Here is a 21,732-nt window from a genome sequence, read left to right on the forward strand (position 1 = left end):
ATGACTGAGGTACCCATCGACCAGATCGAGTTCCGCTGGCACCCCCAGGACGACCTGACCGGGATCGCCCATTCGTTCCCGTACGGCGCGCAGTTCGACCGCTGGAACAGCCTGCTGAAGCAGTACGCGGGCGTCTCTGGACGCGGCGGCGCGGTGGCGGCGCAGGCCCGGTCCAGCGCCGTGTACCTCACCTACCAGGACGGGACGGCGGCGCTCCTGCTGCGCAGCCGCGACCCGCGCGCGCTGCCCCTCTTCGAGCGGAACGCCCGGCACGGCGCCGGGGCGGGCCGGCTGGACCTGGTGGCCCGCGCGCTGATCGCCCCGGAGACGGTACTGACGGCGGAGCGGGCGATGAGGATCATGGTGTCCGACCCGGACGCGCTGTTCGACCCGCTGCCGGGCCAGGCGCGCCCCGGAGCGCTGCAACGGCTGTCCTGGCCCGGGATCGATGGGGGCGTCCGTCCCGGGGAGAAGATCGAGCTACAGGCGCGGGAGTACACCGGCGTCCTCGCGCCCGTGCTCGCCGCCGTGCTCGCCGACCCCGACCGCCCGGTGACGGTGGTGCTGCCTCCGGACGACATCCGCCAGTCGATGTGGCGGAGCCGGGCCCTCGGCCTGCTGTGGGCCTCGCGGCTGCTGCTCCAGCCGCTGCTGCGAGGCGAGCTCGGCCACGCCCTCCACGACTGGCGGCCCACGTTCTCCACCTGCGAGGCGCCGCAGAGTTCCAGCGACGGGCGGGACGACATCTGGCTCGCGTTCCGCGAACGCGGGCCGGACGGGCCGCCGATCGGGGACGGGCCGAGGGTCGTCCACCTCGCCCAGCCGCTCCGGGGGCAGAGCCCGCTGGAGGCGGCCGCGAACCGGCTCGCCGAGATCTACGCGGCGGACGGCGACCAGTGCCTCCAGCTCGTCGCGAACGCGGTGCGCGGCCAGCGGACGCTGGCGGACAAGATCGAGGCGGTCGCGTGCAGCCACGCGATCGCCGCGGCCCTGTCCCCGCCGCACCCCCTCTCCCGGCAACCCGTCCAGCCCGCGGGGAACACCCGCGAGCGGGCCGTGCGGCGGCCGCCCGCCGAGCACGTCCCGGCCGCCGTGCCGGCCACCGCGCCGGTCGGCGAGGCCGTCCCGGCGATGGCCGGGGCCCGCGCGTCCGGCCCGCCTCCCGCCGCGCCGCCGGAACCGGCGCAGCAGCGGCGGCCGCCCGCCCCGCGGCCCGGCGACAAGTTCCTGTCCCACCTCTACCAGCGCCTGGCGCAGACCCGGGACCGGCAGGGCGTCCTGCGGACGGTCAACTGGATCGCGGCGCGCACCGCGGCGGGCGCCCGGCTGGACGCGGCCGAGGTCTCCGAGGTCCTGGAGACCCTGGGGCGGCGCGGCTGGTTCGCCGACGAACTGCGGCCCCTCGCCGCCGGGCCCGAGCGGATGGCCGACCTGCTCCAGCCGATCTTCGCGGCGGCCGGCCACGACGAGCGGCTGGAGGCGCAGCTGAGGTCGTGGCACGTCGGCGGCCCGCCCCCCGTGCTCGCCGACGCGCTGGCCGTGCTGGCGGCGCGGCTGGAACCGGACCGCGCCGACTGGCTGGCCGGCCACTGCCTGCGGCACGACGTCCCCCGGAACAGGTCCGGCGCCCCCGCCGCCCTGGTCACCCTGCTGCGCTGGCCCGGCACGAAATGGCCCGTGGCCGTCGGCGCGCTCGCCTGGCTGGCGCCGGTGCTCCTGGTGATCGTCGGCTTACTGGCACTGGCCTGACGCCCCCGATCACGAGGACGGCACATGAGCTATCGCACCGTCATGGCCGCGGACCTGAAGGGCTACGGGTCCGCGCCGCAGAACGCGCAGGACGTGCTCCAGCAGAACCTGGCCGGCTGCCTGCGCGACGCGGCGGGCCGGGCCGGGCTGGACCCGCAGCGGTGGGGCGAGGCGGGCCGCGGCGACGGGATGCTGATGGTGCTGCCGCCGGACGTCGCCGTCGAGAGCCTCGCGGGGCGGTTCGTCCGCGAGCTGAACGCCGCGCTGCGCGCCCGCAACCGGCTGGTGAGCGCGGCGGCGCGGGTCCGGATGCTGCTCGCGATCCACCACGGCCCCGTCGCCGAGGCGGCCATCGGGTACAGCGGGACCGCGCCCGTGGTCGTGACGCGGCTGTGCGGAGCGGACTCGCTGCGGGACGCGCTGGACGCGGCGGGCGCCGACCTCGGCGTCGTCATGTCCGCGTTCGTGTACCGCAGCTCGGTCGAGGCGGGCATGACGTCCCTCGACCCGGCCGACCTGCGCCATGTGCGGCTGCCCGACCTCGGCGCCGACGGGGACGGCTGGATCTGGTTCCCCGGCGGCCCCGACCCGCACACCGTCGACTTCCCCGACGGCCTGGCGGGCGGCACCGAGCGGGAGCAGAAGCAGGAGCCGAAGTCCCCTCCGAGGCGGCCTTCGCGGCCTGACAGTCCCTCGGTGGACTTCAGCCGAGGAAACACCTACATCGGCCGCGACCAGAACAACTACTACGGAGGCCGGCCGTGAACGAGCAGCCCGCGCCCGCCGAGGCCAAGGAGCCCAAAGCCAAGGACCCCAAGGCGAAGCTCCCCAAGCCCGAAGAGCCCAAAGCCAAGGCCAAGGACGAGGAACCGAAGGCCGGGGAGCCGAAGGCCGAGGAACCGAAGGACAAGGAGAAGGAGAAGGACGAGCCGTCCCGCGCGCACGTCCTCAACGAGCGGGGCCAGCGCGGCACGATCCAGGACCGGATCGGCACCGAGCGGGACGCGCTGTCCGGCTACGCCCCCGGCGGCACGGCCATCGGCCGCGACCAGCACAACCACTACTACGGCGGGCCGGACGGCAGGCGCACCAGGATCGCGCCGCTGCGCCGCCGGGACGTCGAGGAGATCGAGCGCGCCTTCGTCGCCCCCGAGGACTTCGACGAGCTGCTCCGGCTGACCCGCGAGCGCCGGATCGTGATCCTCCAGGCCGATCAGGACAGCGGCCGGTACGCGGCGGCGCGCCGCCTGCTGTGCCTGCTGCTCGCGGGCGACGACCGGAGGCTGTTCGGGGTTGACCCGTCCGTCCGGCTGGACGAGCTGACGGCCGACGACCTGACCGAGGGCGCCGGCTACGTCTACCGCGACCCGGCCCGCCCGGACGCGCTCACCGGGTTCGCGCTCGACAAGATCTCCGGACTGCTGGAGGACGCGAAGGCCCGGCTGGTGATCACCGTCGACGCGGCCCGGCCGCTCACCGACGACCGCGCCGTCGAGCTGGTGCTGCGGCTCGGCCGCGTCCAGGACCGCCGGGAGATCGCGCGCGGCCTGCTCGCCCTCGAACTGGGCGACGGCCGGGCCGGTGTGGTCCTCGACGAGCCGGACGTGGCCGCCCTCCTCGACGCCCAGCTCGGCCAGGACGGCCCGCCCCGGCACGCGCGGGCCGTCGCGGTGGAGCTGCTCAACGCGCACCGGCAGGCGCTCCCGCTCGCCCGCACCGCCGAGCAGGCGCTGCGGCTGCGCGACGACGAGCTGCGCACGCAGTGGTTCGAGAGCCTGGAGACGCTGTCCCTGCAATGCATGGCGGTCGCCACCGCCGTGCTGAGCGGCGAGCCCTACGAGACGGTCGCCCTCGCCGCGATGCAGCTGAAGAACGAGCTGGAGACGGGCGACCCGCACGCCGAATCCCTCCGCAGGCTCGACGCGCCGCTCACGCCGACCAGGCGGAAATGGCTGAGCAGGCTCGGCGCGGAGACGGCCCCGTCCAAGGTCAGGCTGAGGTTCGGGGCGACCGCGCCGTCCGAGGCGATCCGCTATCTCGACCCGTACGCGCAGGGCAAGGTGCTCGGCTATTTCTGGCGGGAGTTCGACGAGCAGCGCCCCCGGCTGCTGGGGTGGCTGCGCTGGTGCTCCGAGCATCCGCTGGAGAGCGTCCGGACGCGGACCGCCGTCGCCACCGGCTTCCTCGCCGCCCGCGCGTTCGACCTCGTCCGCGCGCTCGTGATCGAGCCGATGGCGTTCTCCGAGGACCCCCGGCTCCGGACCGTCGCCGCCACCGCGCTGCACGCCACGGTGACGCAGCGGCCCGCGCTGCGCGAGCCCGTCCGGGAGCTGCTGCGGAGCTGGGCCGAGCCCGCCGAGACGCCGCGGCTGCGCGGGACCGCCGCCCGCGCCTGGCGGGTGGAGTACGCCGACGGCGGCGCCGCCGCCGCGCTGGACTGGCTGGAGGACTACACCGGCGACGAGTCCGTCCTTGTCACGGCGGCGGTATGCGTGTCGGTGACCGAGCTGTGGGAGACCGAGTGGGACCGCGAGGGCACGCCCGCGCGGCTGCTGGAGTGGACGTCGGACCGGGACGAGGACCGCCGCTTCACCGGACGGCTGGCCTTCCTGACGGCCGCCAGGCAGCTCGTGCGGCGACTGCCGGGCGACGACTTCGACTGGCCGGGGCTGCTGCACATCGCCGCGATGGACGACGCCCGCATGCGGGACGTCGCCGCGCTCTGGCGGGAGGTGCTCAACGACTCGATCGTCCAGGAGCACGCCCAAGACCTGCTGCGCGAATGGGCGTGCACGGCCGACGACGTGCCGGTCGTCCGGCGCTCGCTCGCGCGCCTCACGCGGGCCGTCGCGACGGACGGGGTGACGGCGGGACGCCTGCGGTACGCGGCCCGCGGCTGGGCCGAGGACGCCCCGAAGAGCTCCGCCGATGTACTGACCGCCCTCAACGGAAGGTGACCCAGGTGGACGAGAACGAGAGGCCCGACGACGGCCGCGCCCGCGAATCCGGCGACGACCCGGACGAGCGCCGCCGCATCCAGGCCGCCCAAGCCGCCCAAGCCGCCCAAGCCGCACAGGCCGCACAGGCCGCCCAAGCAGCGCAGGCGGCCCAGCAGGCGCAGGCGGCCTGGCAGCACGGCCAGGCCGCCCAGGCGTGGCGGCCGTCCGAGGCCGACCCGGTTCCGTCCGGGCCGCTCATCGTCGACCGGAGGCCCGCCCGGGGCGTGCCGCCCGCCGCCGCGATGCCCGGCCGCGCCTTCGTGTTCTCCGACCGCGACGGCCAGGCGGTCCAGCACAGCGCGACACCGCGCGGCTGGCTCGGCCAGTTGGGCGCGCCCCGCTACGAGTGGCGTTTCGAGGTCGACGTCGGCCTGCGCACGGACACGTTCACGGCCACGATCCCGAGCCGGACGGACACGGCCCGGTTCATCGTGACGCTGGAGGCCGAGTGGTCGGTGACCGACCCGGTCCGGGTGGTCCGGCGCGGTCTGGTGGACGGCGCCAGGCTCGTCCGGTCCCGGCTGCTCGCCGCCGTGCGGTCGGTCGGCCACGGCTACCGGATCGACCAGATCTCCGAGCTGGAGACCGCGCTCGGAGACAAGCTGGCCGCCGGGTTCCGGGAGTACCCGGAGGGCATCACCGTCCACGGCTGCTACGCCACCGCCGACCCGGACGAGCGCAGCCGCGCCAAGCTGGAGCGGATCGACGACGCCCGCGTCGAGCGGCAGCTCAGCGAGGAGGAGGTCGGCGCGCTCCGCACGTCCATGCGCAGCAGCTCCGACCTGTTCCTGCTGTACCTGGCGCAGGACCGCAACCGGGTCGGGGACCTGATCATCGACATGCGCAAGCACGAGGAGATCAAGGAAGAGCGGGTCATCGAGCTGTTCAACAAGGCCGTCGAGCAGAACATCATGCAGCCCGCCGAGATCAACGAGATGCTGCGCCGGCTCCTCGATCCCATCGCGGGGGTGTTCCAGCCGGACGGCCGGACCGACATGTTCGGCACCGCCCAGCTCCCGGCGCCCGCGCCCGCCACGGGGGCGGCGCCCGCGCCGCCCCCGGCCATCGCGGGTTCGCTCGCCGACGACGAAGAGGACGTCATGCCGGAGGAGCTGCGGCAGCGCGCGGAGGACGGCGTCTACGAGTGGAAGCCGATGCCGTGGGAATCCTGAACCGCCGCCGGGCAGCCCCGACCGCTCCGGCAGCCGCCGGGCCGCCGGAGCCGGTGTGGGACTTCCCGCGCCCGCTCGGCGCGGGCGCCCGGCAGGCCGGCGAGCCGTGGCGGCTGCCGGATGAGCCCGCGATCTCCGGCATCGCCGCCGACGCGGTCCGGGTCGGGGCGCTGACCGTCCGGGCGGCCTCGCTGGTCGGGCCCGCGCACCGGTGCGCCGAGCCCGCCCAGCACCGGCAGGACGCCTACCGGCTCGGCCGCGACCAGGCCCGGCGGCACCTGCTGGTCGCGGTCGCCGACGGGATGTCCGACAGCAGCCGCTCGCACCTCGGCGCGAACGTCGCGGTCACCGCGCTGATCGGGCGGCTGCGCGCCGACCTCGCGCGCGGCGCGGCGCTGGACGCCCCCGCCCTGTTCCTCGACGCCGCCCGGCAGATGTCCGGGATGGCCGCGCAGCAGCAGGTCACCGAGAACGACGTGCGGGCGGCCGCGCTCGCCGCGGTCGTCCCGGTCGAGCCGGCCGCGGACGGCCGCCGCCTCGTCTGGGCGGCCTGGCTCGCCGACGTCGGCGCCTGGGTGCGCGCGGACACCGGCTGGAGGCGGCTCATCGGCGACGACAAGCGCGGGCTGGACGGCGACGTCCTGACGGAGTTCCTCCCCTTCCACCCCGACCGGGTGCGGACCGCGCAGCTCACCCTGGAGAGGGGCGCGGTGCTGGCGCTCGCCACGGACGGGATCGGGGACGGCTTCGCCGACGGCGCCGCCCCCTGGTTCGCCGGGCGCTGGGCCGACCCGCCGCACATCGCGTCGTTCGTCGCCGACGTCGGCTACGACGCCCGGGGCCTGCTCGACGACCGCACCGCCGTCGTGATCTGGTGCGACCGGTGAGGGCCTGGTCGGACCGGCCGTTCGAGCCGGTCACGGAGCTGGCGGAGGTGGCCGCGGCGGGCGCGCGGATCGCGGGGGAGAACGGCCAGTCGACCGGCGTGTACGAGAGCGCGGACCATCCCGGCTGGCTCGTCAAGCGCTACAAGCCGGGCTTTCCCGAGGAGCCGTCCGACGTCCTGGACGGCCTGGTCGCGCTGCCCGCCGCGATGACGCCCGCCGACCTGGCCGTGGTGGACGCGGCGACGTGCTGGCCGGTGAGCCGCGTCGTGTCGGACGGCGCGACGGTCGGGGTCGTCGTCGCGAAGGCGCCCGCGGAGTTCTTCACCGCGGTGCAGACGCCGTTCGGGCCGCCGGAGTCCGTCCCGCTGAACCTGGACCAGCTCGTCCAGACCGACGACGAGTTCTACAAGGTCCGCGACCTGGCCGTGCCCGGCGCGCGGGAACGGCGGAGCGTGGCGCGGAGCGTCCTGCGCGTCGGCGCGCTGCTGGAACGGCACGACGTCGTCTACGGGGACTGGTCGTACGCGAACCTGTTCTGGGAGCGCGGCGCGGGCCGGGTCTTCCTCATCGACATGGACAGCTGCGGCCTGTCGTCCCGCCCTTGGGTCGAGTGCAACTCGTGGAACGACCCGGCGGTGCCGCAGGGGGAACGTCTCACCGTCCGCACCGACCGGTACAAGGTCGCGGTGGCGGTGCTGCGGGTGCTGACCGGCGTCCGCGGCGAGGACGCGCACCCGGCCCTGGACACGCTGGACGCGCCGCTGCGCGCGGGCCCGTTCGGGGAGGCGCTGCGCTGCTCCCTCGACGACCCGCCGGAGCTGCGGCCGAGTTCCGGCGAGCTGCTGGAGCTGCTGGAGACCGCACTGGACCCACGTCCGCCGTCCCGTCCGGCGAAGCCGCCGGACGTGCGTCCAGCGGAACCCCGGGCGCCGGGCCCCGTGCCCGTCGAGCCCGAATCCGCACCGCCCGCGACCGCGCCGCCGCCCGCGACCGCGCCTCTCACGACCGCTCCGGCGGTCGTCTCGACGCCCGCGCGCAAGCCCGCACCGGCGCGGTCGCGCAAGCCCGCGCCGCCCCGGGTCGAGTACGACCCGTTCGAGGAGCACCGTGCCGCGTCCGCCCGGACCGGGGCCGAGCGGCTCGTCCCCTTCTTGATCATCTGCTGTCTCGGCGCGCTCGTCCTGCTCCTGCTGGGCGGGGTCGTCTCGGCGCTGCTGCCCTGACGGGCCGGGAGGGCCGCCCCTACGAAAGAGGACACGACATGACCACCTCCAGCGAATCGGCGTCCGGCCGCGGCAAGGGCATGCCGACCTACATCGCCCTGGACATCTCCAAGTCGATGCAGAAGCACGAGGACCTGCTGAACGAGACCCTCGCCAAGATCGTCAAGGAGCTGTACCTGAACCCGCGGGTCGCGGAGTTCGTGCACCTGTCCATCGTCACGTTCTCGACGGCGCCGACCGTGGTCGTCAGGATGACGGAGCTGACGAGGATGAAGCAGATGCCGGTGCTGCGCTGCCATGGCGGCACGCGCTTCGGGCCGCTGTTCGAGCTGCTCCGCGACCGGATCGACATCGACGTCCCGCTGCTCCAGGACCAGGGCTACCGGGTCGTCCGCCCGGTGGTGTTCCTGCTGACCGACGGCGCGCCGACCGACCGTCCGCCGTCCGCGTGGGAGGAGCCGCACCGCGCCCTGGTCGACCGCGAATGGGAGCGGCATCCCCGGGTCATCAGCTTCGGCTTCGGCGACGCCGTCGAATCGATCCTGCGGCGGATGTCGACCGTCCAGACCTACATGGCGGACCCGGCGCTCGGCGACGGCACCGGCGCGCTGCCGGAGGCCATGAACGGGATGCTGAGCAGCATGGTCGCCTCGGTCCAGGCCCGGGAGCTGCGGCTGCCCACCGAGGTCGCGGGGTACCGGGTGCTGTCCGAGGACTACGTGGAGCAGTGACCGTCAGGAGGGGGACCGTAAGGAGGGGACCGTCAGGACGGGAGCATCTGCGGCTGGACGCCCGCGTCCCGGCTCGCCGGGCGGCGGGCGAGGCGGCGGCCGAGGCGCTGCGCGGGCGCCTCGATCCAGCGCTGCGTCGCCCAGCTCAGCATGAGCAGCGCGAGGACGAAGAACACGAGCCCGAGCGCGTCCTCCCGGCCGGACGCGCCGAGGAACTGCGCGGCCACCATCAGCAGCAGCGGGTGCAGCAGGTAGACGGAGAAGCTGACGGTGCCGAGCCAGGTCGCCCAGCCGGGGAACCGCCGGCCCCGCCACCGCCACGCCACCGCGAACGCCAGCGCCGCCGACAGGATCGTGGCGTTCCAGGAGACCTGGGCCTTCCATCCGTAGGGTGCGGCCTGCCACGTCCCGGTGCCGACCGCGCCCGCGAGGACGACCGCCGCCGTCGCCGCGCCCGCGCGCCGGGTGATCTGCCCGTACTCGGCGCGGTGCACGACCGTCCCGGTGAACATGACCGCCAGCATGAGGACGCTCTCCCAGGCGTCGATGCGCCCGTTCGCGGTCACCAGGAGGGTGGCGAGCAGCCCGCCGAGGAGCCCGCCCGCGGTGCGCGGGGCGCGCCGTCCGGACACGGCGGCGGCGATCGCCACGAGCAGCGCGACGGCCGTCACGGCGACGATCGGGCCCGTCCCGGCGGTGCGCGACAGCAGCGCGGCCGGGGCGTAGGCGCCGGTCAGCACGCCGGTCGCGGTCAGCGCGCCGGCGCCGACCGCGAGCACCGTGAGGACGGCCGCCGCGGGCGCCGACCGCCGGTGCCCGCCGACGACGAACAGCGCGACGATGAGGAGGTAGAAGGCCATCTCGTAGGAGAGCGTCCACAGCACGTTCATCACGTTGGGGACGTTGAGCACGTCCTGGAGCATCGTGAGGTGCGCGAGGACGGCGGTGGCGGGGGAGTAGTCCTCCAGCCCGGCGCGCAGCCCGAGGACGCCGAGCAGGAACGGGAGCACCGCGAGGAGGCAGGTCACGGCGAGCAGCGGGTAGATGCGGAAGAAGCGTCCGATCCAGAATTCCCGGACGCTTCCCCGCCGTTCCAGCGACGCGGGGACGATGTAGCCGCTGACCAAGAAGAACACCAGGACGGCCGCCATCCCCGGGTCGTACCACTCCTTCAGCAGGATCCGGGTGTCCGGCAGGTACACGTAGCTGGCGTGGTGCAGGGCCACCGTGAGCGCGGCCCCTCCGCGCAGCGCGTCGAGCCACCCAAGCCTGGACGTCACGGGGGAAACACCCGAAGCGGGAACCATTCCGACAGAGTAGACGCACTCCGGTGGGGCGTCTGAGTCATGAGACGACCGGCCTGACGGGAGGGGAAATGGGTCAGGGCCGGTGCCGTGCTGGCGCAGGCGGCACCGGCCCTGAGTCTTACGGGACTAGCTGCCCAGCGAGTCCGCCAGGGTCTTCGTCAGGACGCCCGGGTCACCGGACATCTCCCAGATCATCGCGCCCAGCAGGCCCTTGCTCTTGAGCCAGGCGACCTTCTTCTGGATCGACCAGGCGTCGTCGAACGTCCACCACTGACCGTTGTCGCCGGTGTAGCAGGACGTCGCCACCGCTTGCTCGTCGTGGACGATCTTGCAGTTCGGCACGCTGGCGAGCAGGTTGCTGTAGCCGCGGGTGCCGGCCTCCTCCTGGAACTGGCCGGGGGCCGCGCCCTTCGCGTCCTGCCATTCGCCGCCCTTGCCGCCGTCCTTGACGTTCTGCCAACCCCGGCCGTAGTAGGCCAGCCCGATGGTCAGCTTGCGCGGGTTGACGCCCGCGTCCAGGTACGGCTTCACCGCGTTCTCGACGCTGAAGTGGAACGAGTACGGGTCGTCGACGTCGGTGTACAGGTTGCCCGCGTGGCCCGTGCGGTTGGGCTCCCACGAGTTGTCGCTGCCGGAGCCGTGGAAGTCGTAGCCCTGGATGTTGAAGATGTCCATGGACTTCGCGACCTCGGCGAGCTCCCAGCCCGACTCGATCTTCGCCGGGTCGGCGGGGGTGAACGCGGTGAGCTGGTAGCGCTTGCCGGTCTCCTTGCTCATCTCGTCGAGCTGCTTGCGGAACTCGGCGATCAGCAGGGTGTTGTTGTGCTTGTCGTCAGGGCTGACGTGGTTGCCCGGGTGCCCCTCGGCGCCCGGCCACTCCCAGTCGAGGTCGATGCCGTCGAAGATCCCGGCCGCCGTCCCCGGACCGCCCTTGCCGGTGTAAACAGGCAGGTTGCCCTTGATGTAGACGTCGAGGCAGGACTTGACGAACTTCTGCCGGGAGGCGTCGGTCTTGGCGACGTCGGAGAAGTACTTGGAGTACGTCCAGCCGCCGATGGAGATGAGCACCTTCAGGTTGGGGTACTTGGCCTTGAGCTTCTTCAACTGGTTGTAGTTGCCCTGGAGCTTCTCGTAGCCGGAGTCGGCGACGCCGTCCACCGACTGCCCGGCGCTGAACGGGCGCCCGTAGTCGGCCTCTGCGTCGCCCGCGCCGTCACCCTGGCTCGGGTCCTGCGGGTTGGACGTGGTGCCCTTGGTGACGCCCTGGAGGCACGTCAGGTTGGTCGGGTCGATGTTGGCGAACGCGTAGTTGATGTGGGTGAGGCGAGCCGCGGCGCCGGTGTCGACGAGGTTCTTCACGAAGTACTGGCGGCCGTAGATGCCCCACTGGACGAAGTAGCCGACCTTGGCGTAGCCGTTGCCGACGACGTCGTCCGTCTTCACCTTGATGGCGTCGCTGGCCGCGGACACGTTGTCGTACTTGTCGCGGGCCTTGACGGTGAACGAGTACTCGGTGGACGGGGACAGGCCCGCCACCGTCGCGGAGGTCTCGGTCACGGTCGTCGCGACCTTGCCGTCCACCAGCACGTCGTAGTTCGCCACGCCCGAGTTGTCGGTCGAGGCGCTCCACGAGAGCTTGACGCTGCCGGAGTCCTTGCCGGTGCTCTTCAGCCCGCCCGGAGTGGACGGCGGGGTCGTGTCGTCCGCCGGGTTGTTCGTCTTCACGGTGATCGGGGAGCTGGCGGCCGACAGGTTGCCCTTGCGGTCGCGCGACTTCACCGTGAACGTGTAGTCGGTGTTCGGGGTGAGGCCCGTGACGGTGGCGTTGGTGTCCGGCACCGTCGTCGCGAGCGCCGTGCCGTTGTAGACCTCGTAGGCGGTGATCGGCAGGCTGCCGGCCTTCGCCGCGTCCCACTTCAGCGAGACGGTCTTCGTGGTCTTCACCGGGGACGTCAGGTTGCCGGGGGCGGCCGGCGGCGCGTCGGCGGAGCCGTCGCAGTTGACGTCGTTGACCCGGCAGGTCGTCGGCTCGGCGCCCGACCTCGACACCGTGAACGTCGGGCTGTACGGCTCGGTCGTCCGTCCCGCGCCGATCGTCGCGTTGAAGTAGGCGGGGGAGAGCGTGACCGTCGTCCCGCTCTGGGCGATCGAGCCGTTGTCGGCACTGGACGCGGTCACGCCGGACGGCAGGTCGAAGACGACCGACCAGTTGGTGATCGTCGCGGACGAGTTGTTCGCGACGATGAACTTGGCCCTGGTGCCGTCGAGCGAATAGGTCGCCGTGACGCCCTGCGCGACCCGCGGCGGGTCACCCGAGCCGTCGCAGTTCGCGCCGTTCAGCAGACAGTTCGTCGGCTGCGCCGTCGCGGAGCTCAACGTGAAGGTCGGGCTGTACGGCTCGGTGCTGCCGCCGCCCTTGACGGTGTCGATATAGAACAGCGGGCGGAGCGTCACCTTCGTGCCGCTCTGCGAAATGGTGGCGTTCTGCGGGTTGCTCGCCGTCACGCCCGCGGGCAGGTTGAAGGTCAGCGACCAACCGCTGACCGAACCCGAGCCGGGGTTGGTGACCACGTACTTCCCTGTCGTCCCGGACAGGCTGAACGCCGCCGTGAGCCTGTCCGCCGCGTTCGCCGGGGCGACGGCGAGCGCGGCTACTACGACGAAGGTGGTCAAGATTCCGATCATTCGGCGCATGCCGAACACCTACTTCCGGTGGGAGTCTTCCGGGGGTTGGGGGTCGAGAATCTTCAACATCTGTTTGATCTGCGCCGACCGGGACCGGTCGACGCGCCGCGCCAACTGGCGCGTCCACGAGTCCTCGCCCTGGCCCGTCTCCAGGCGTGCCATCTGGACCGCGTCGTCCTGATGGCCGATCAGCAGGTTGAGGAACTCGCGTTCGAAGCGGTCCGCCGGAATCCGCGCCAGGGCCTCCAACTCGGCGTCGGTCGTCTCCGGCAGGCCGCCGTGCGCGGCGTGCTCGCCGGACGCCGCCCGCAGCGGGCGCCGCCAGTCGCGCAGCCGCTTCTGCATCTGCCTCGCTTCGGCCACCTCCGTCGTCTCGATGGCCGCGGCCAGCGTCCTGACCTCGGGCGTGACGGCGTGCCCCTTCGCGAGCCGGACCAGCTTCACGCCCTGTTCCTGATGGGGAAGCATCATCTGCAGGAACATGACGTCGCTGGGGTTGAACCCGCGGCCGCCCTGGGCCGCGGGGGTGGAGCCGCCGGACGGCGAACCGCCGGCGGCTCCGCATTGCGCGAACACCAGGACGGCGCAGGCGGCGAGGATCGCGAGCGCGCCGTACTTGGGAACGGCGCGCTTCAGCCGTGAACGGTCCTCGCCTTTCGCGGGCGTGCCGCTCGTCGCGGCGGCCTCATCGCCGATGCGCCTCATGATGTCGCGCTCAGACCTTCCGCCAGAGCGCGGCGGTGGTCGAGGGCTCCCAGCCGGCGATCGCGGTGTGCGGCTGGACGCACTGGTACGTCGAGCCGTTGTAGGTCACCTTGTCGCCCGCGGCATAGGACGTGCCCGCGGCCCACGTGCCGTGGTCCGTCGGAGGGTCGGTCGGGGGGTCGGTCGGAGGATCGGTGGGCGGGTCCGTCGGCGGGTCGGTCGGCGGGGTGGTGGTGCCGCCGCCGAAGTCGATGTCGGAGCAGGTGTAGAACGCCTCGTTGCTGTAGGCCATCCGCTGCCAGATCGAGTACAGGATGTGCCGTCCCGTCCGCTGCGGAAGGTTGATCGTCCAGTTGGTGAACGTGGTCGGGTTCTGGTGGGCGAACGTCTGGATCGGGACGAGGTCGGCCCAGCGCAGCGGCTGTGTCGGGTCCCACCCGTCGCGGGTGACGTAGAACTCGAAGTTGCCGTCCGCGTGCGGCGCGGTCGCGTGGTAGGTGATCGTCAGCGGTCCCGGCTTGACGCTCGTCGCGGGCCAGTCGGCGCGCTGCAGGTCGAGGCCGCGGTACTTCGCCCGGCCCGCGCTGCAGAGCTGGCCGTCCGGGATGAGCTGGCGGTGCCGGCCGCCCGCGTCGATCAGCGACACCTCGTTCCAGTCGTAGAACGCCTGGGTGCCGTTCGCCGCGACGGCCGCCTTGCAGGCGGCCGACTTCGGGGTCTCCGGCCCCTCGTTCTTGCAGACGTACACGCGGCTCGGCGGGTTGGACATGCTGCCGTGCGCGCTGGCGCCCGTCGCTGAGCCGACCAGGACCGCGACGGACGCGGCCGGGACGGCGACCGCCGCGACCGCGGCGGCCTTCGTTCTCGATCTCATCTCTTCCCTTCCGGTGGGGTGGGTGATCCGGGGTGGTTCAGGGGTGGCGGATCACGGAAGGCCGTTCAGGAACGGCCGGTGGCTGTTCATGAACTCCCAGGAGTAGTAGCGGTCCCAGTTGATCGACCAGGTCATCAGGCCGCGGAAGCCCGGGGACGTCCCGCCGCGCAGGGTGTACGAGCCGCAGCCCGTCCCCTTCACGAGGCAGTTGACGGCCTGCTGCGCCTGGGCGGGCGGGGTGTGCCCGTTGCCGGCGCTGACCGCCGCGGGGAGGCCGATGCCGATCTGGTCCGGACGCAGCCCGGGGAACGTCTTGCCGGTGTTCCCGACCGGGAACCCGGCCTTGACCATGTCGGTCATCGCGATGTGGAACTCGGCGCCGCCCATGTTGTGGTACTGGCCGTCGAGCCCCATGACCGGTCCGGAGTTGTAGTCCTGGACGTGCAGCACGGTCAGGTCGTCGCGCATCGCGTCGATCACCGGGAGGTACGCGCCGCCCCGCCCGTCGCCGCCGCTCGTCCCGCCGTAGAACTGGTAGCCGACCTGGACGAAGAACGTCTCGGGCGCCATCGTCAGCACGAACTTCTGGCCGTACTTGGCCTTCAGCGTCTTCAACGCCGAGATCAGGTTGACGATGACCGGGGTGGTGGGGTTGCGGAAGTCGGCGTCGCCCGGGTTGAGGTACAGCGAGTGGCCCTCGAAGTCGACGTCGAGACCGTCCAGCCCGTACTTGTCGATGATCGCCGAGACGGACCGGACGAACGCGTCCCGCGCCGCCGTCGTGGTGAGCTGGACCTGGCCCTTCTCACCGCCGATCGAGATCAGCACCTTCTTGCCCTGCGCCTGCTTCGCGCGGATCGCCGCGATGAACTCCTCGTCGCTCTCCACGTTCTTGCACTCGGTCACCGGGCAGCGGGTGAACCGGATGTCGCCGGACGTGACGGACGTCGGCTCGCCGAACGCGAGGTCGATGATGTCCCACGCGTCCGGGACGTCCGCCATCCGGACGTAGCCCGAGCCGTTGGCGAAGCTGGAGTGCAGGTAGCCGATGAGCGCGTGCTTGGGCAGGCCGGTGTCGACGCACCCGCTGGTCCGGCCGCTCGCGGCGGTGGACTTCGCGGACTCGCCGACGTCGTTGTACGCCGCGACCGTGTAGCTGTGGGAGCTGCACGCCGTGAGGCCCGAGATGGTGGTGCCGGTCCCGGTGAGCGTCGCCTTGAGGGCCGAGCCCTCATAGACGCGGTAGCCGGTGACCGTCCCGGACGCGGGCGTCCACGACAGCGCGATCGAGGTGTCCGTGACCGCGCCCACCGACGGCGAGCCCGGCGCGCCCGGCACGCCCGGCTGGGGGTCGCCGCCGGGGCCGTCGAGGACGACGTCGTCCGCGTAGTACGCGCTGTTGCCGTACCAGCCGTGCAGGAATATCTCCGCGGACGTCTGGTTCGCGCCCGTCGTGAACGACACCGACAGCTTGGTGTAGTCGGACGCGGACGGGGTCCAGGTCTGCGACCCGCCCGTCACGCCGAGGTACACGTAGCTGCCCCGCACCCAGGCGGACAGCGCGTACGCCGTGTTCGGCTTCACCGCGACCGTCTGCGTGCACTGCCCGGTGCTGCCCGCGCTGACGCCGCCCTGGAGGGCGTGCGTCCCGGCGTGCGCCGGGGTGGCCACCACCGATCCGTTGTCGCAGGTCCACGGGCTCAGCGTCCCGCTCTCGAAGCCCGCGTTGGTGAGTACGTTGTCCGCGTGCGCCGGGCTCTGCAGCCCGACGAGCAGCCCGGCGGCGAGCACCGCCGGGGCCCATATCCTCCTCATGGTCCGCCCCTCTACGGAAGCGTCTTCAGGTGCGGACCGACGGTCCCGGCGAAGCCGCCGCCGTTGCTGACGTCCCAGTTGATCGACCAGGTCATCGCGCCGCGGATGTCCGGGTAGGTCTTGGACGGCTTGAAGGAGCCGCAGTTCGTGCCCTTGGCGAGGCAGTCCAGCGCGTTGTTCACCACGGACGGGGAGACGACGCCGCCGCCCGCCGCCCCGGCGCCCGCCGGGAGGCCGAGAGCGACCTGGTCGGGACGCAGCCCGTTCTCAAGCTGGATGCAGGCCAGCGCCGTCATGAAATTGACTGTTCCCTGCGAGTACACGCCCTGGTCGCAGCCGAGCATCGTGCCTGAGTTGTAGTACTGCATGTGGACGACGGTCAGGATGTCCTTGATGTTCAGCGCGAGCTGGAAGTACGCCGCGCCGGTGGACTGCATGTCGACCGTCTGCGGCGCCATCGTGATGATCAGGTTGTTGCCGGCCTTGGCGCGCAGCGCCCGGAGGGCCTGCCCCATGTACTGCGGGCTGAGGCCGTTCTCCAGGTCGATGTCGACGCCGTCGAAGCCCCACTCCGTCATGATCTTGTAGACGGAGTTGGTGAACAGGTCCGCGGCGTTCGCGTTGCCGACCCAGACGGCGCCCTTCTCACCGCCGACGGACAGGATGACCTTCTTGCCCTTGGCCTGCAGCGCCTTGACGTCCGCCTTGAACTGGTCGTCGGTGTAGCCGCCGACCTTGCTGGCCAGTCCGGGGTCGACCTTGAAGCTGACCTCGCCGAAGTTGCTGGTGGCCTCGCCGAACGCGACGGCGACGACGTCGTACTGGTCGGGCACCTGGGAGAGCTTCAGCGCGCGGGCGCTGTTGACGAAGTCGTGCCAGTAGCCGGTGAGGAAGTGCTTCGGAAGCGGGCCGGTGGCGCAGCCGGTGGTCGTCGCGGTGACGGCCGTGCTCGCGGCCGACTCGCCCTTGTCGTCGTACGCCCTGACCGTGTAGCTGTGCGTGGAGCACTTGTCGAGGCCGGAGATCGTCGTGGACGTCCCGCTGACGGTGGCGCGCTGGGCGGTGCCCTCGTAGACGTGGTAGCCGGTCGGCGTGCCGGTGCCCGCCGTCCAGCTCAGCGTGAGCGAGGTGTCGGTGCGCGCGGTGACGGACGGGGCGCTCGGGGAGCCGAGGCCGCCGCCGGGGCCGCCGTCGTCGCCGCCCGCGCAGGGCTGGCCGTTGAACTTGCAGTTCTGCGGGCTGCCGGGACCGTTCCCGAGGAACCCGAAGGTGACCGTTCCGCCGGCCGGGATCCCGGCGTTGTACCCGCGGTCCTTGAAGACGTTGTGCTGCCCGTCCTTGGTGAGGAGGGCGTCCCAGTAGGAGCCGACGGTCGTGCCCGCCGGGAGGTCGAACTCGACCGTCCAGCCGCTGACGGCGGCGCCGGAGGGGTTGCTGAGCGTGAAGCGGCCCTCCCAGCCCGATCCCCAGTCCTGCGGCTTCGTGAACGTCGCGGTCGCCGCCGCGGCGTGCGCGGGGGCGGGCAGGATCAGGGCGATCATCAGGGCGATGAGGACGCTGAGAACAGAGCGGGGGCGCAAGGACTCCTCCATCGGTAGGGAAGCTGGCGGATTCCCCCGAACCCCGAGACTGACGCTATTTGATAGGAAGGTTTCCTATCAGTTTTGGAAGCAAGGTAACCGCCGACCGCGACCTGGGCAAGCCCTTTGCCGAAACGCCTGTTCGGGGCCCGGTACCAGTGCAGCTTGAGCGCCGAACCAGCCCGGCCCCCGGCGAAAATCGGCACTGGTATCCAAATGGCAGCCATTTCATGGGCAGATGATGCCAATGGGGTCTCGGTGTCGTTGTCGTCGTGAAACCGCTCCCGTGGGCCATTGAAACGGCGGTTCGGACGCCGCGTAGGGACGCCTACAGGACGGTCCCGGCGCCATGTGAGGGCGCCGGGACCGGGGTGTGCGGAGCCCGCGGGGGCCCGAAAGGGGGCGGCCCGCGTCCCCGGAGCTGGGACGCGGGCCGCGCGGGGGGAGTGGCTCAGAAGCCTGCCGTGATCTTGCTGAACTCCCACGGCTGCTGGCTGGTGCCGCTGTCGCCCGGACGGTCGCGGTTGACCGCCCAGAACGTGAGCCGGGAGAGGTTCTTGGACTTCGCCCAGTCGCGGATCTGCGTCCAGATGGCCGTGGTGGTCATCTCGTTCTGGTCGGACGCGCCGTTCATGCCGGAGATGCCCATGTGGGTGTAGGCCTCGGCGTCGGTGTACTTGAACGCCGACACGAGCGCGGACTTCAGACCCTCGGACGCCTTGACGGTGTTGCCGTACATGTCCGAGCCGCCGCTGAAGTCGAACGGCATGATCGAGAAGATGTCCACCGGGACCTGCAGTTTGGCGGCCTGGTTGATGAGGCGCTTGCCCACGTCGTTCGGGCCGCTGGTCAGGGTCGGCATGGTCAGGATCGTCTGGATGCCGGGGTTCTTCTGCTCGACGATCTTCAGCGCGTTCAGGATGCGGTCCTGCACCGTCGGGTTCTCGAACTCGTCGGTGTTCTCGATGTCGATGTCGATGGTCTTGAAGTTGAAGGCGTCGATCACCTTCTGGTAGGCGCCGGCGAGGAGCTCGGGGGTGGAGCAGTTCGGCCCGAGCTTGTTGCCGGACCAGCCGCCGATCGACGGCATGGCGTCACCGCCGGCCGCGCGGATCTTCTTGATCGCGTTCTCGTCCGCGCCGCCCTTGAGCGGACGCTGGCCGTCCCACGACGGGTTGCAGCCGCCCTGGGCGAGGATGAACGCCATCGTGAACGACTTGACGCCGGACGCGCTCATGACCGTGGTCGGGTCCGGGGGGTTGCCCCAACCCATGTACAGGTACGGCGCGGCGTGCTTGCCGACGTCGGGCGTGGTGCAGCCGGAGGTGGTGCCGCTGACCGTGGCGGCCGCGGACTCGCCGGCGTCGTTGTACGCCTTGATCGTGTAGGTGTGGGAGGAGCACTTGTCCAGCCCGCTGATGGTGGCGGTCGTGCCGGTCACCGTCGCGCGGACGGCGGTGTCCTCGTAGACGCGGTATCCGGTCACGGAACCGGACGACGCCGACCACGACAGGGTCAGCGATCCGTCCGTCTTGGCGGTCACGGACGGCTCGCCGGGCGTGGAGGGAGCGCCGGGCGTGGTGTCGTCGCCGGTGCAGGACCCGCCGTTCAGCTTGCAGTTGTCAGGCGCTCCGGTGCCGCTGACCAGGAAGCCGAACGTGACGGTGGCGCCGGGCGCGATGCCGGCGTTGTACTCGCGGTTGGCGAAGGTGGCGTGCTGCCCGTTCTTGGTGAGCAGCGCGTCCCAGTAGGAGCCGATCGACGAGCCGGACGGAAGGTCGAACTCCACCTTCCACGACGCGAGGGACGATCCGGTCTCGTTCTTGATCGTGTACTTGCCCTCGTAGCCGGAGCCCCAGTCGGAGGCCTTGGCGAACGACGCCGTCACGGTGCCCGCGGCGTTGGCCGAGATCGGGACCAGCAGGGCGAGGACGAGGGCGGAGAGGGCGGTGAACAGGAAGCCTGGGAAGAGCTTTCTTCTCAATGTCACTCCCGGGTAGGAGGGTGTGGATGAGCGGGAATCCCCCGAACCCCGAGTCGGTTCGTCTTGCGCGCTCAACGCGCGCCGGTCGTCGATCGCCTGGCGGGGGGCGGACGCGGCATTTCGTGCGGCCTTCTGATAGGAAACTTTCCTGTTAATCGAGTGAACCGTAATCGGCGATCCGCCGCCGGGCAACCCCGTCCGGCGAGAAGGGCGCGGGCGCCCCGGCATCCCAGCCCAGCTAATGGACCGAACCACACTCAGGCGGAGAGAATGTCAGCAGTTTTCGCCGAAGCGGGACCGGTTTCTTGGGCAGATCCGTGGAACGGCGTTCAGAATGACGGGCCGGGAGTCAGGGCGCGGGGACGAGAACGCCCGGGTTGAGGACGCCCGCCGGGTCGAGCACGGCCTTGGCCGCGGTCAGCGCGGCGCCGAACGGGCCGGGCCGCTGCCGGTCGTACCAGGGCCGGTGGTCGCGGCCGACCGCGTGGTGGTGGGTGATCGTCCCGCCGTGCGCCGCGATCGCCTCGGACACGGCGGTCTTGATCCCGTCCCACTGGGCGACCATGGCGCCCCAGCGTCCGGGCGCGTACACGGTGAAGTACGGGGCCGGGCCGTCCGGGTAGACGTGGCTGAAGCGACAGGTCACGACGCCGTAGCTTGCTGGGGGGCGACCCCCAGACCCCCGGGGGGCCGGGTGCCATGATCCTCGCTTCGCTGCGGTCATGGCACCCAGTCCGGCGACGTCGCGGATCGCGTCCCGGGCCGCCCCGGTGACCGTGCGGTGCAGCCGGTCGAAGCCGTCCCAGGTGCAGGCCGTCTCGAACGTCTCCACGACCAGCGCGTGCCTGGCCAGCGCGTCCCGCTGGTAGGGCATGCGCAGGAAGGACGACCGCCACGTGTCGGAGGCGGTGTCGGAGTCGGTACCGGAGTCGGTGGGCTCGTCAGGGGTCTCGCCGCCGTGGTCGCGGCACAGCTCCAGCGCCCGTTCGAGGGACGCGCGCACCGGGTGGTCGGCGGACTCGAAGGCGAGCACGAGGACGCCGCCGTCCACCGCGACGCCCGCGTTGACCAGCGCTTCGGCGGCGTCCAGCAGCCGGCAGTTCGCCGGGTGCAGCCCGCTCTGCGCGACCGCGCGAGTGGCCGCCACCGCCGCCGCGTAGTCCGCGAACCGGACGGCCGCCTTCGCCCGCCGGCGCGGCCGTTCCCGCAGCCGCATCCACGCCTCGGTGATGATCCCCAGCGCGCCCTCGCTGCCGAGGAACAGCCGGTCGGGGGACGGTCCCGCGCCCGACCCCGGCAGCCGCCGCGACTCGGCGACCCCGCTCGGCGTCACCACCCGCATCGACTCGACCAGGTCGTCGATGTGCGTGGAGAGGGTGGCGAAATGGCCGCCCGCGCGGGTCGCCAGCCAGCCGCCGAGCGTGGAGAACTCGAACGACTGCGGGAAATGGCGCAGCGTCAGCCCGTGCGGCCGGAGTTGGTCCTCAAGGTGCGGGCCGAGCACGCCCGCCTGGATGCGCGCGGCCCGGCTCACCGGGTCGACCTCCAGGACGCGGTCGAGGCGCGTCAGGTCGACGGTGACGGCGGGACGGCCGTCCTCGAACCGCGGCTCGATCCCGCCGACGACCGAGCTGCCGCCGCCGTAGGGGATCGCGGCGACGCGGTCGCGGGAGCACCAGTCGAGCAGGTCGACGACGTCGCGCTCGTCCCGTGGCCGCGCGACCAGGTCGGGCACGTGCGGGAGGTCGCCGAGCAGGTTGCGCGCCACGTCCCGGAACGCCTTGCCGTGCGCGTGCGCGGCCCGGTCGGCGGGATCGGCGGAGCACAGCTCGGCCAGGGACGACGGCGGGGAGAGCCGGGCGGCCGGGATGCCGAGCGAGGCGACGTCCGGCGGTTCGTGGTCGGTCAGTTCGCCGGGCGCGAGAGCACGGGCGCGGGTCAGCAGCGCGTCCAGTTCGGCGCCGCGTACGGCGTCCTCGACGTTTCCCCAGCCCCACCACGACCGCGTCATCACCGCTCCC

Annotated in this window: 15 protein-coding genes; 7 read left to right on the forward strand and 8 right to left on the reverse strand. The window is 72.1% G+C overall.

The features are described 5' to 3' along the window. Genes FXF65_RS07010 through FXF65_RS07035 form a run of 7 tightly spaced genes read left to right on the forward strand, consistent with a single transcriptional unit; the run spans position 1 to position 8,761 of the window. Positions 1-1,749 (forward strand): hypothetical protein, encoded by a 1,749-nt coding sequence (locus FXF65_RS07010; protein ID WP_148348860.1) that lies wholly within the window; start codon positions 1-3, stop codon positions 1,747-1,749. A 24-nt stretch (positions 1,750-1,773) separates the two neighbouring features. Then, positions 1,774-2,514, forward strand: coding sequence for a nucleotidyl cyclase domain-containing protein (locus FXF65_RS07015; protein ID WP_148348861.1), 741 nt, complete (start codon positions 1,774-1,776; stop codon positions 2,512-2,514). Continuing rightward, the gene (locus FXF65_RS07020) at positions 2,511-4,706 is read left to right on the forward strand and encodes a hypothetical protein (RefSeq protein ID WP_148348862.1); all 2,196 of its coding nucleotides are present in this window, start codon (positions 2,511-2,513) and stop codon (positions 4,704-4,706) included. Before FXF65_RS07015 ends, FXF65_RS07020 begins: the two co-directional genes overlap by 4 nt. Positions 4,707-4,711: 5 nt before the next feature. Further along, positions 4,712-5,920 carry a hypothetical protein gene (locus FXF65_RS43560; protein ID WP_187412152.1) on the forward strand — a complete coding sequence of 403 codons (1,209 nt, stop codon included), beginning with the start codon at positions 4,712-4,714 and terminating at the stop codon, positions 5,918-5,920. Further along, positions 5,908-6,807, forward strand: a complete 900-nt coding sequence (locus FXF65_RS43565) for a protein phosphatase 2C domain-containing protein (protein WP_187412153.1) — start codon at positions 5,908-5,910, stop codon at positions 6,805-6,807. The genes FXF65_RS43560 and FXF65_RS43565 overlap by 13 nt, the downstream gene beginning before the upstream one ends. After that, positions 6,804-8,030 (forward strand): hypothetical protein, encoded by a 1,227-nt coding sequence (locus tag FXF65_RS07030; RefSeq protein WP_148348863.1) that lies wholly within the window; start codon positions 6,804-6,806, stop codon positions 8,028-8,030. Before FXF65_RS43565 ends, FXF65_RS07030 begins: the two co-directional genes overlap by 4 nt. A 38-nt stretch (positions 8,031-8,068) precedes the next feature. Next, entirely contained in the window at positions 8,069-8,761 is a 693-nt protein-coding gene (locus FXF65_RS07035; RefSeq protein WP_148348864.1) for a vWA domain-containing protein, read from the forward strand. Between the two features lie 32 nt (positions 8,762-8,793). On the opposite strand, the gene FXF65_RS07040 is transcribed toward FXF65_RS07035, so the two are convergent. The 8 genes from FXF65_RS07040 to FXF65_RS07075 form a co-directional block, all read right to left on the reverse strand. Beyond that, entirely contained in the window at positions 8,794-10,041 is a 1,248-nt protein-coding gene (locus FXF65_RS07040) for an acyltransferase family protein (RefSeq protein WP_222868408.1), read from the reverse strand. A gap of 153 nt (positions 10,042-10,194) precedes the next feature. After that, positions 10,195-12,741 carry a glycosyl hydrolase family 18 protein gene (locus tag FXF65_RS07045; RefSeq protein ID WP_246198390.1) on the reverse strand — a complete coding sequence of 849 codons (2,547 nt, stop codon included), beginning with the start codon at positions 12,739-12,741 and terminating at the stop codon, positions 10,195-10,197. A 30-nt stretch (positions 12,742-12,771) separates the two neighbouring features. Beyond that, positions 12,772-13,458 (reverse strand): DUF305 domain-containing protein, encoded by a 687-nt coding sequence (locus tag FXF65_RS07050; RefSeq protein ID WP_148348866.1) that lies wholly within the window; start codon positions 13,456-13,458, stop codon positions 12,772-12,774. Positions 13,459-13,468: 10 nt separating this feature from the next. Continuing rightward, on the reverse strand, positions 13,469-14,332 hold the full coding sequence (locus tag FXF65_RS07055) for a lytic polysaccharide monooxygenase auxiliary activity family 9 protein (RefSeq protein ID WP_148348867.1): 864 nt from the start codon (positions 14,330-14,332) through the stop codon (positions 13,469-13,471). A 51-nt stretch (positions 14,333-14,383) separates the two neighbouring features. Further along, positions 14,384-16,147: a chitinase gene (locus FXF65_RS07060; RefSeq protein ID WP_148348868.1), complete on the reverse strand. Its 1,764-nt coding sequence runs from the start codon at positions 16,145-16,147 to the stop codon at positions 14,384-14,386. Between the two features lie 11 nt (positions 16,148-16,158). Next, positions 16,159-17,739, reverse strand: a complete 1,581-nt coding sequence (locus FXF65_RS07065; RefSeq protein ID WP_222868409.1) for a chitinase — start codon at positions 17,737-17,739, stop codon at positions 16,159-16,161. Between the two features lie 439 nt (positions 17,740-18,178). Next, positions 18,179-19,711 (reverse strand): cellulose binding domain-containing protein, encoded by a 1,533-nt coding sequence (locus FXF65_RS07070; protein ID WP_246198391.1) that lies wholly within the window; start codon positions 19,709-19,711, stop codon positions 18,179-18,181. 349 nt (positions 19,712-20,060) lie between these two features. After that, on the reverse strand, positions 20,061-21,732 hold a 1,672-nt coding region (locus tag FXF65_RS07075), incomplete at its 5' end, for an FAD-binding oxidoreductase (protein ID WP_342787282.1).

The organism is Actinomadura syzygii, from assembly GCF_008085905.1.
Taxonomy (GTDB): domain Bacteria; phylum Actinomycetota; class Actinomycetes; order Streptosporangiales; family Streptosporangiaceae; genus Spirillospora; species Spirillospora syzygii.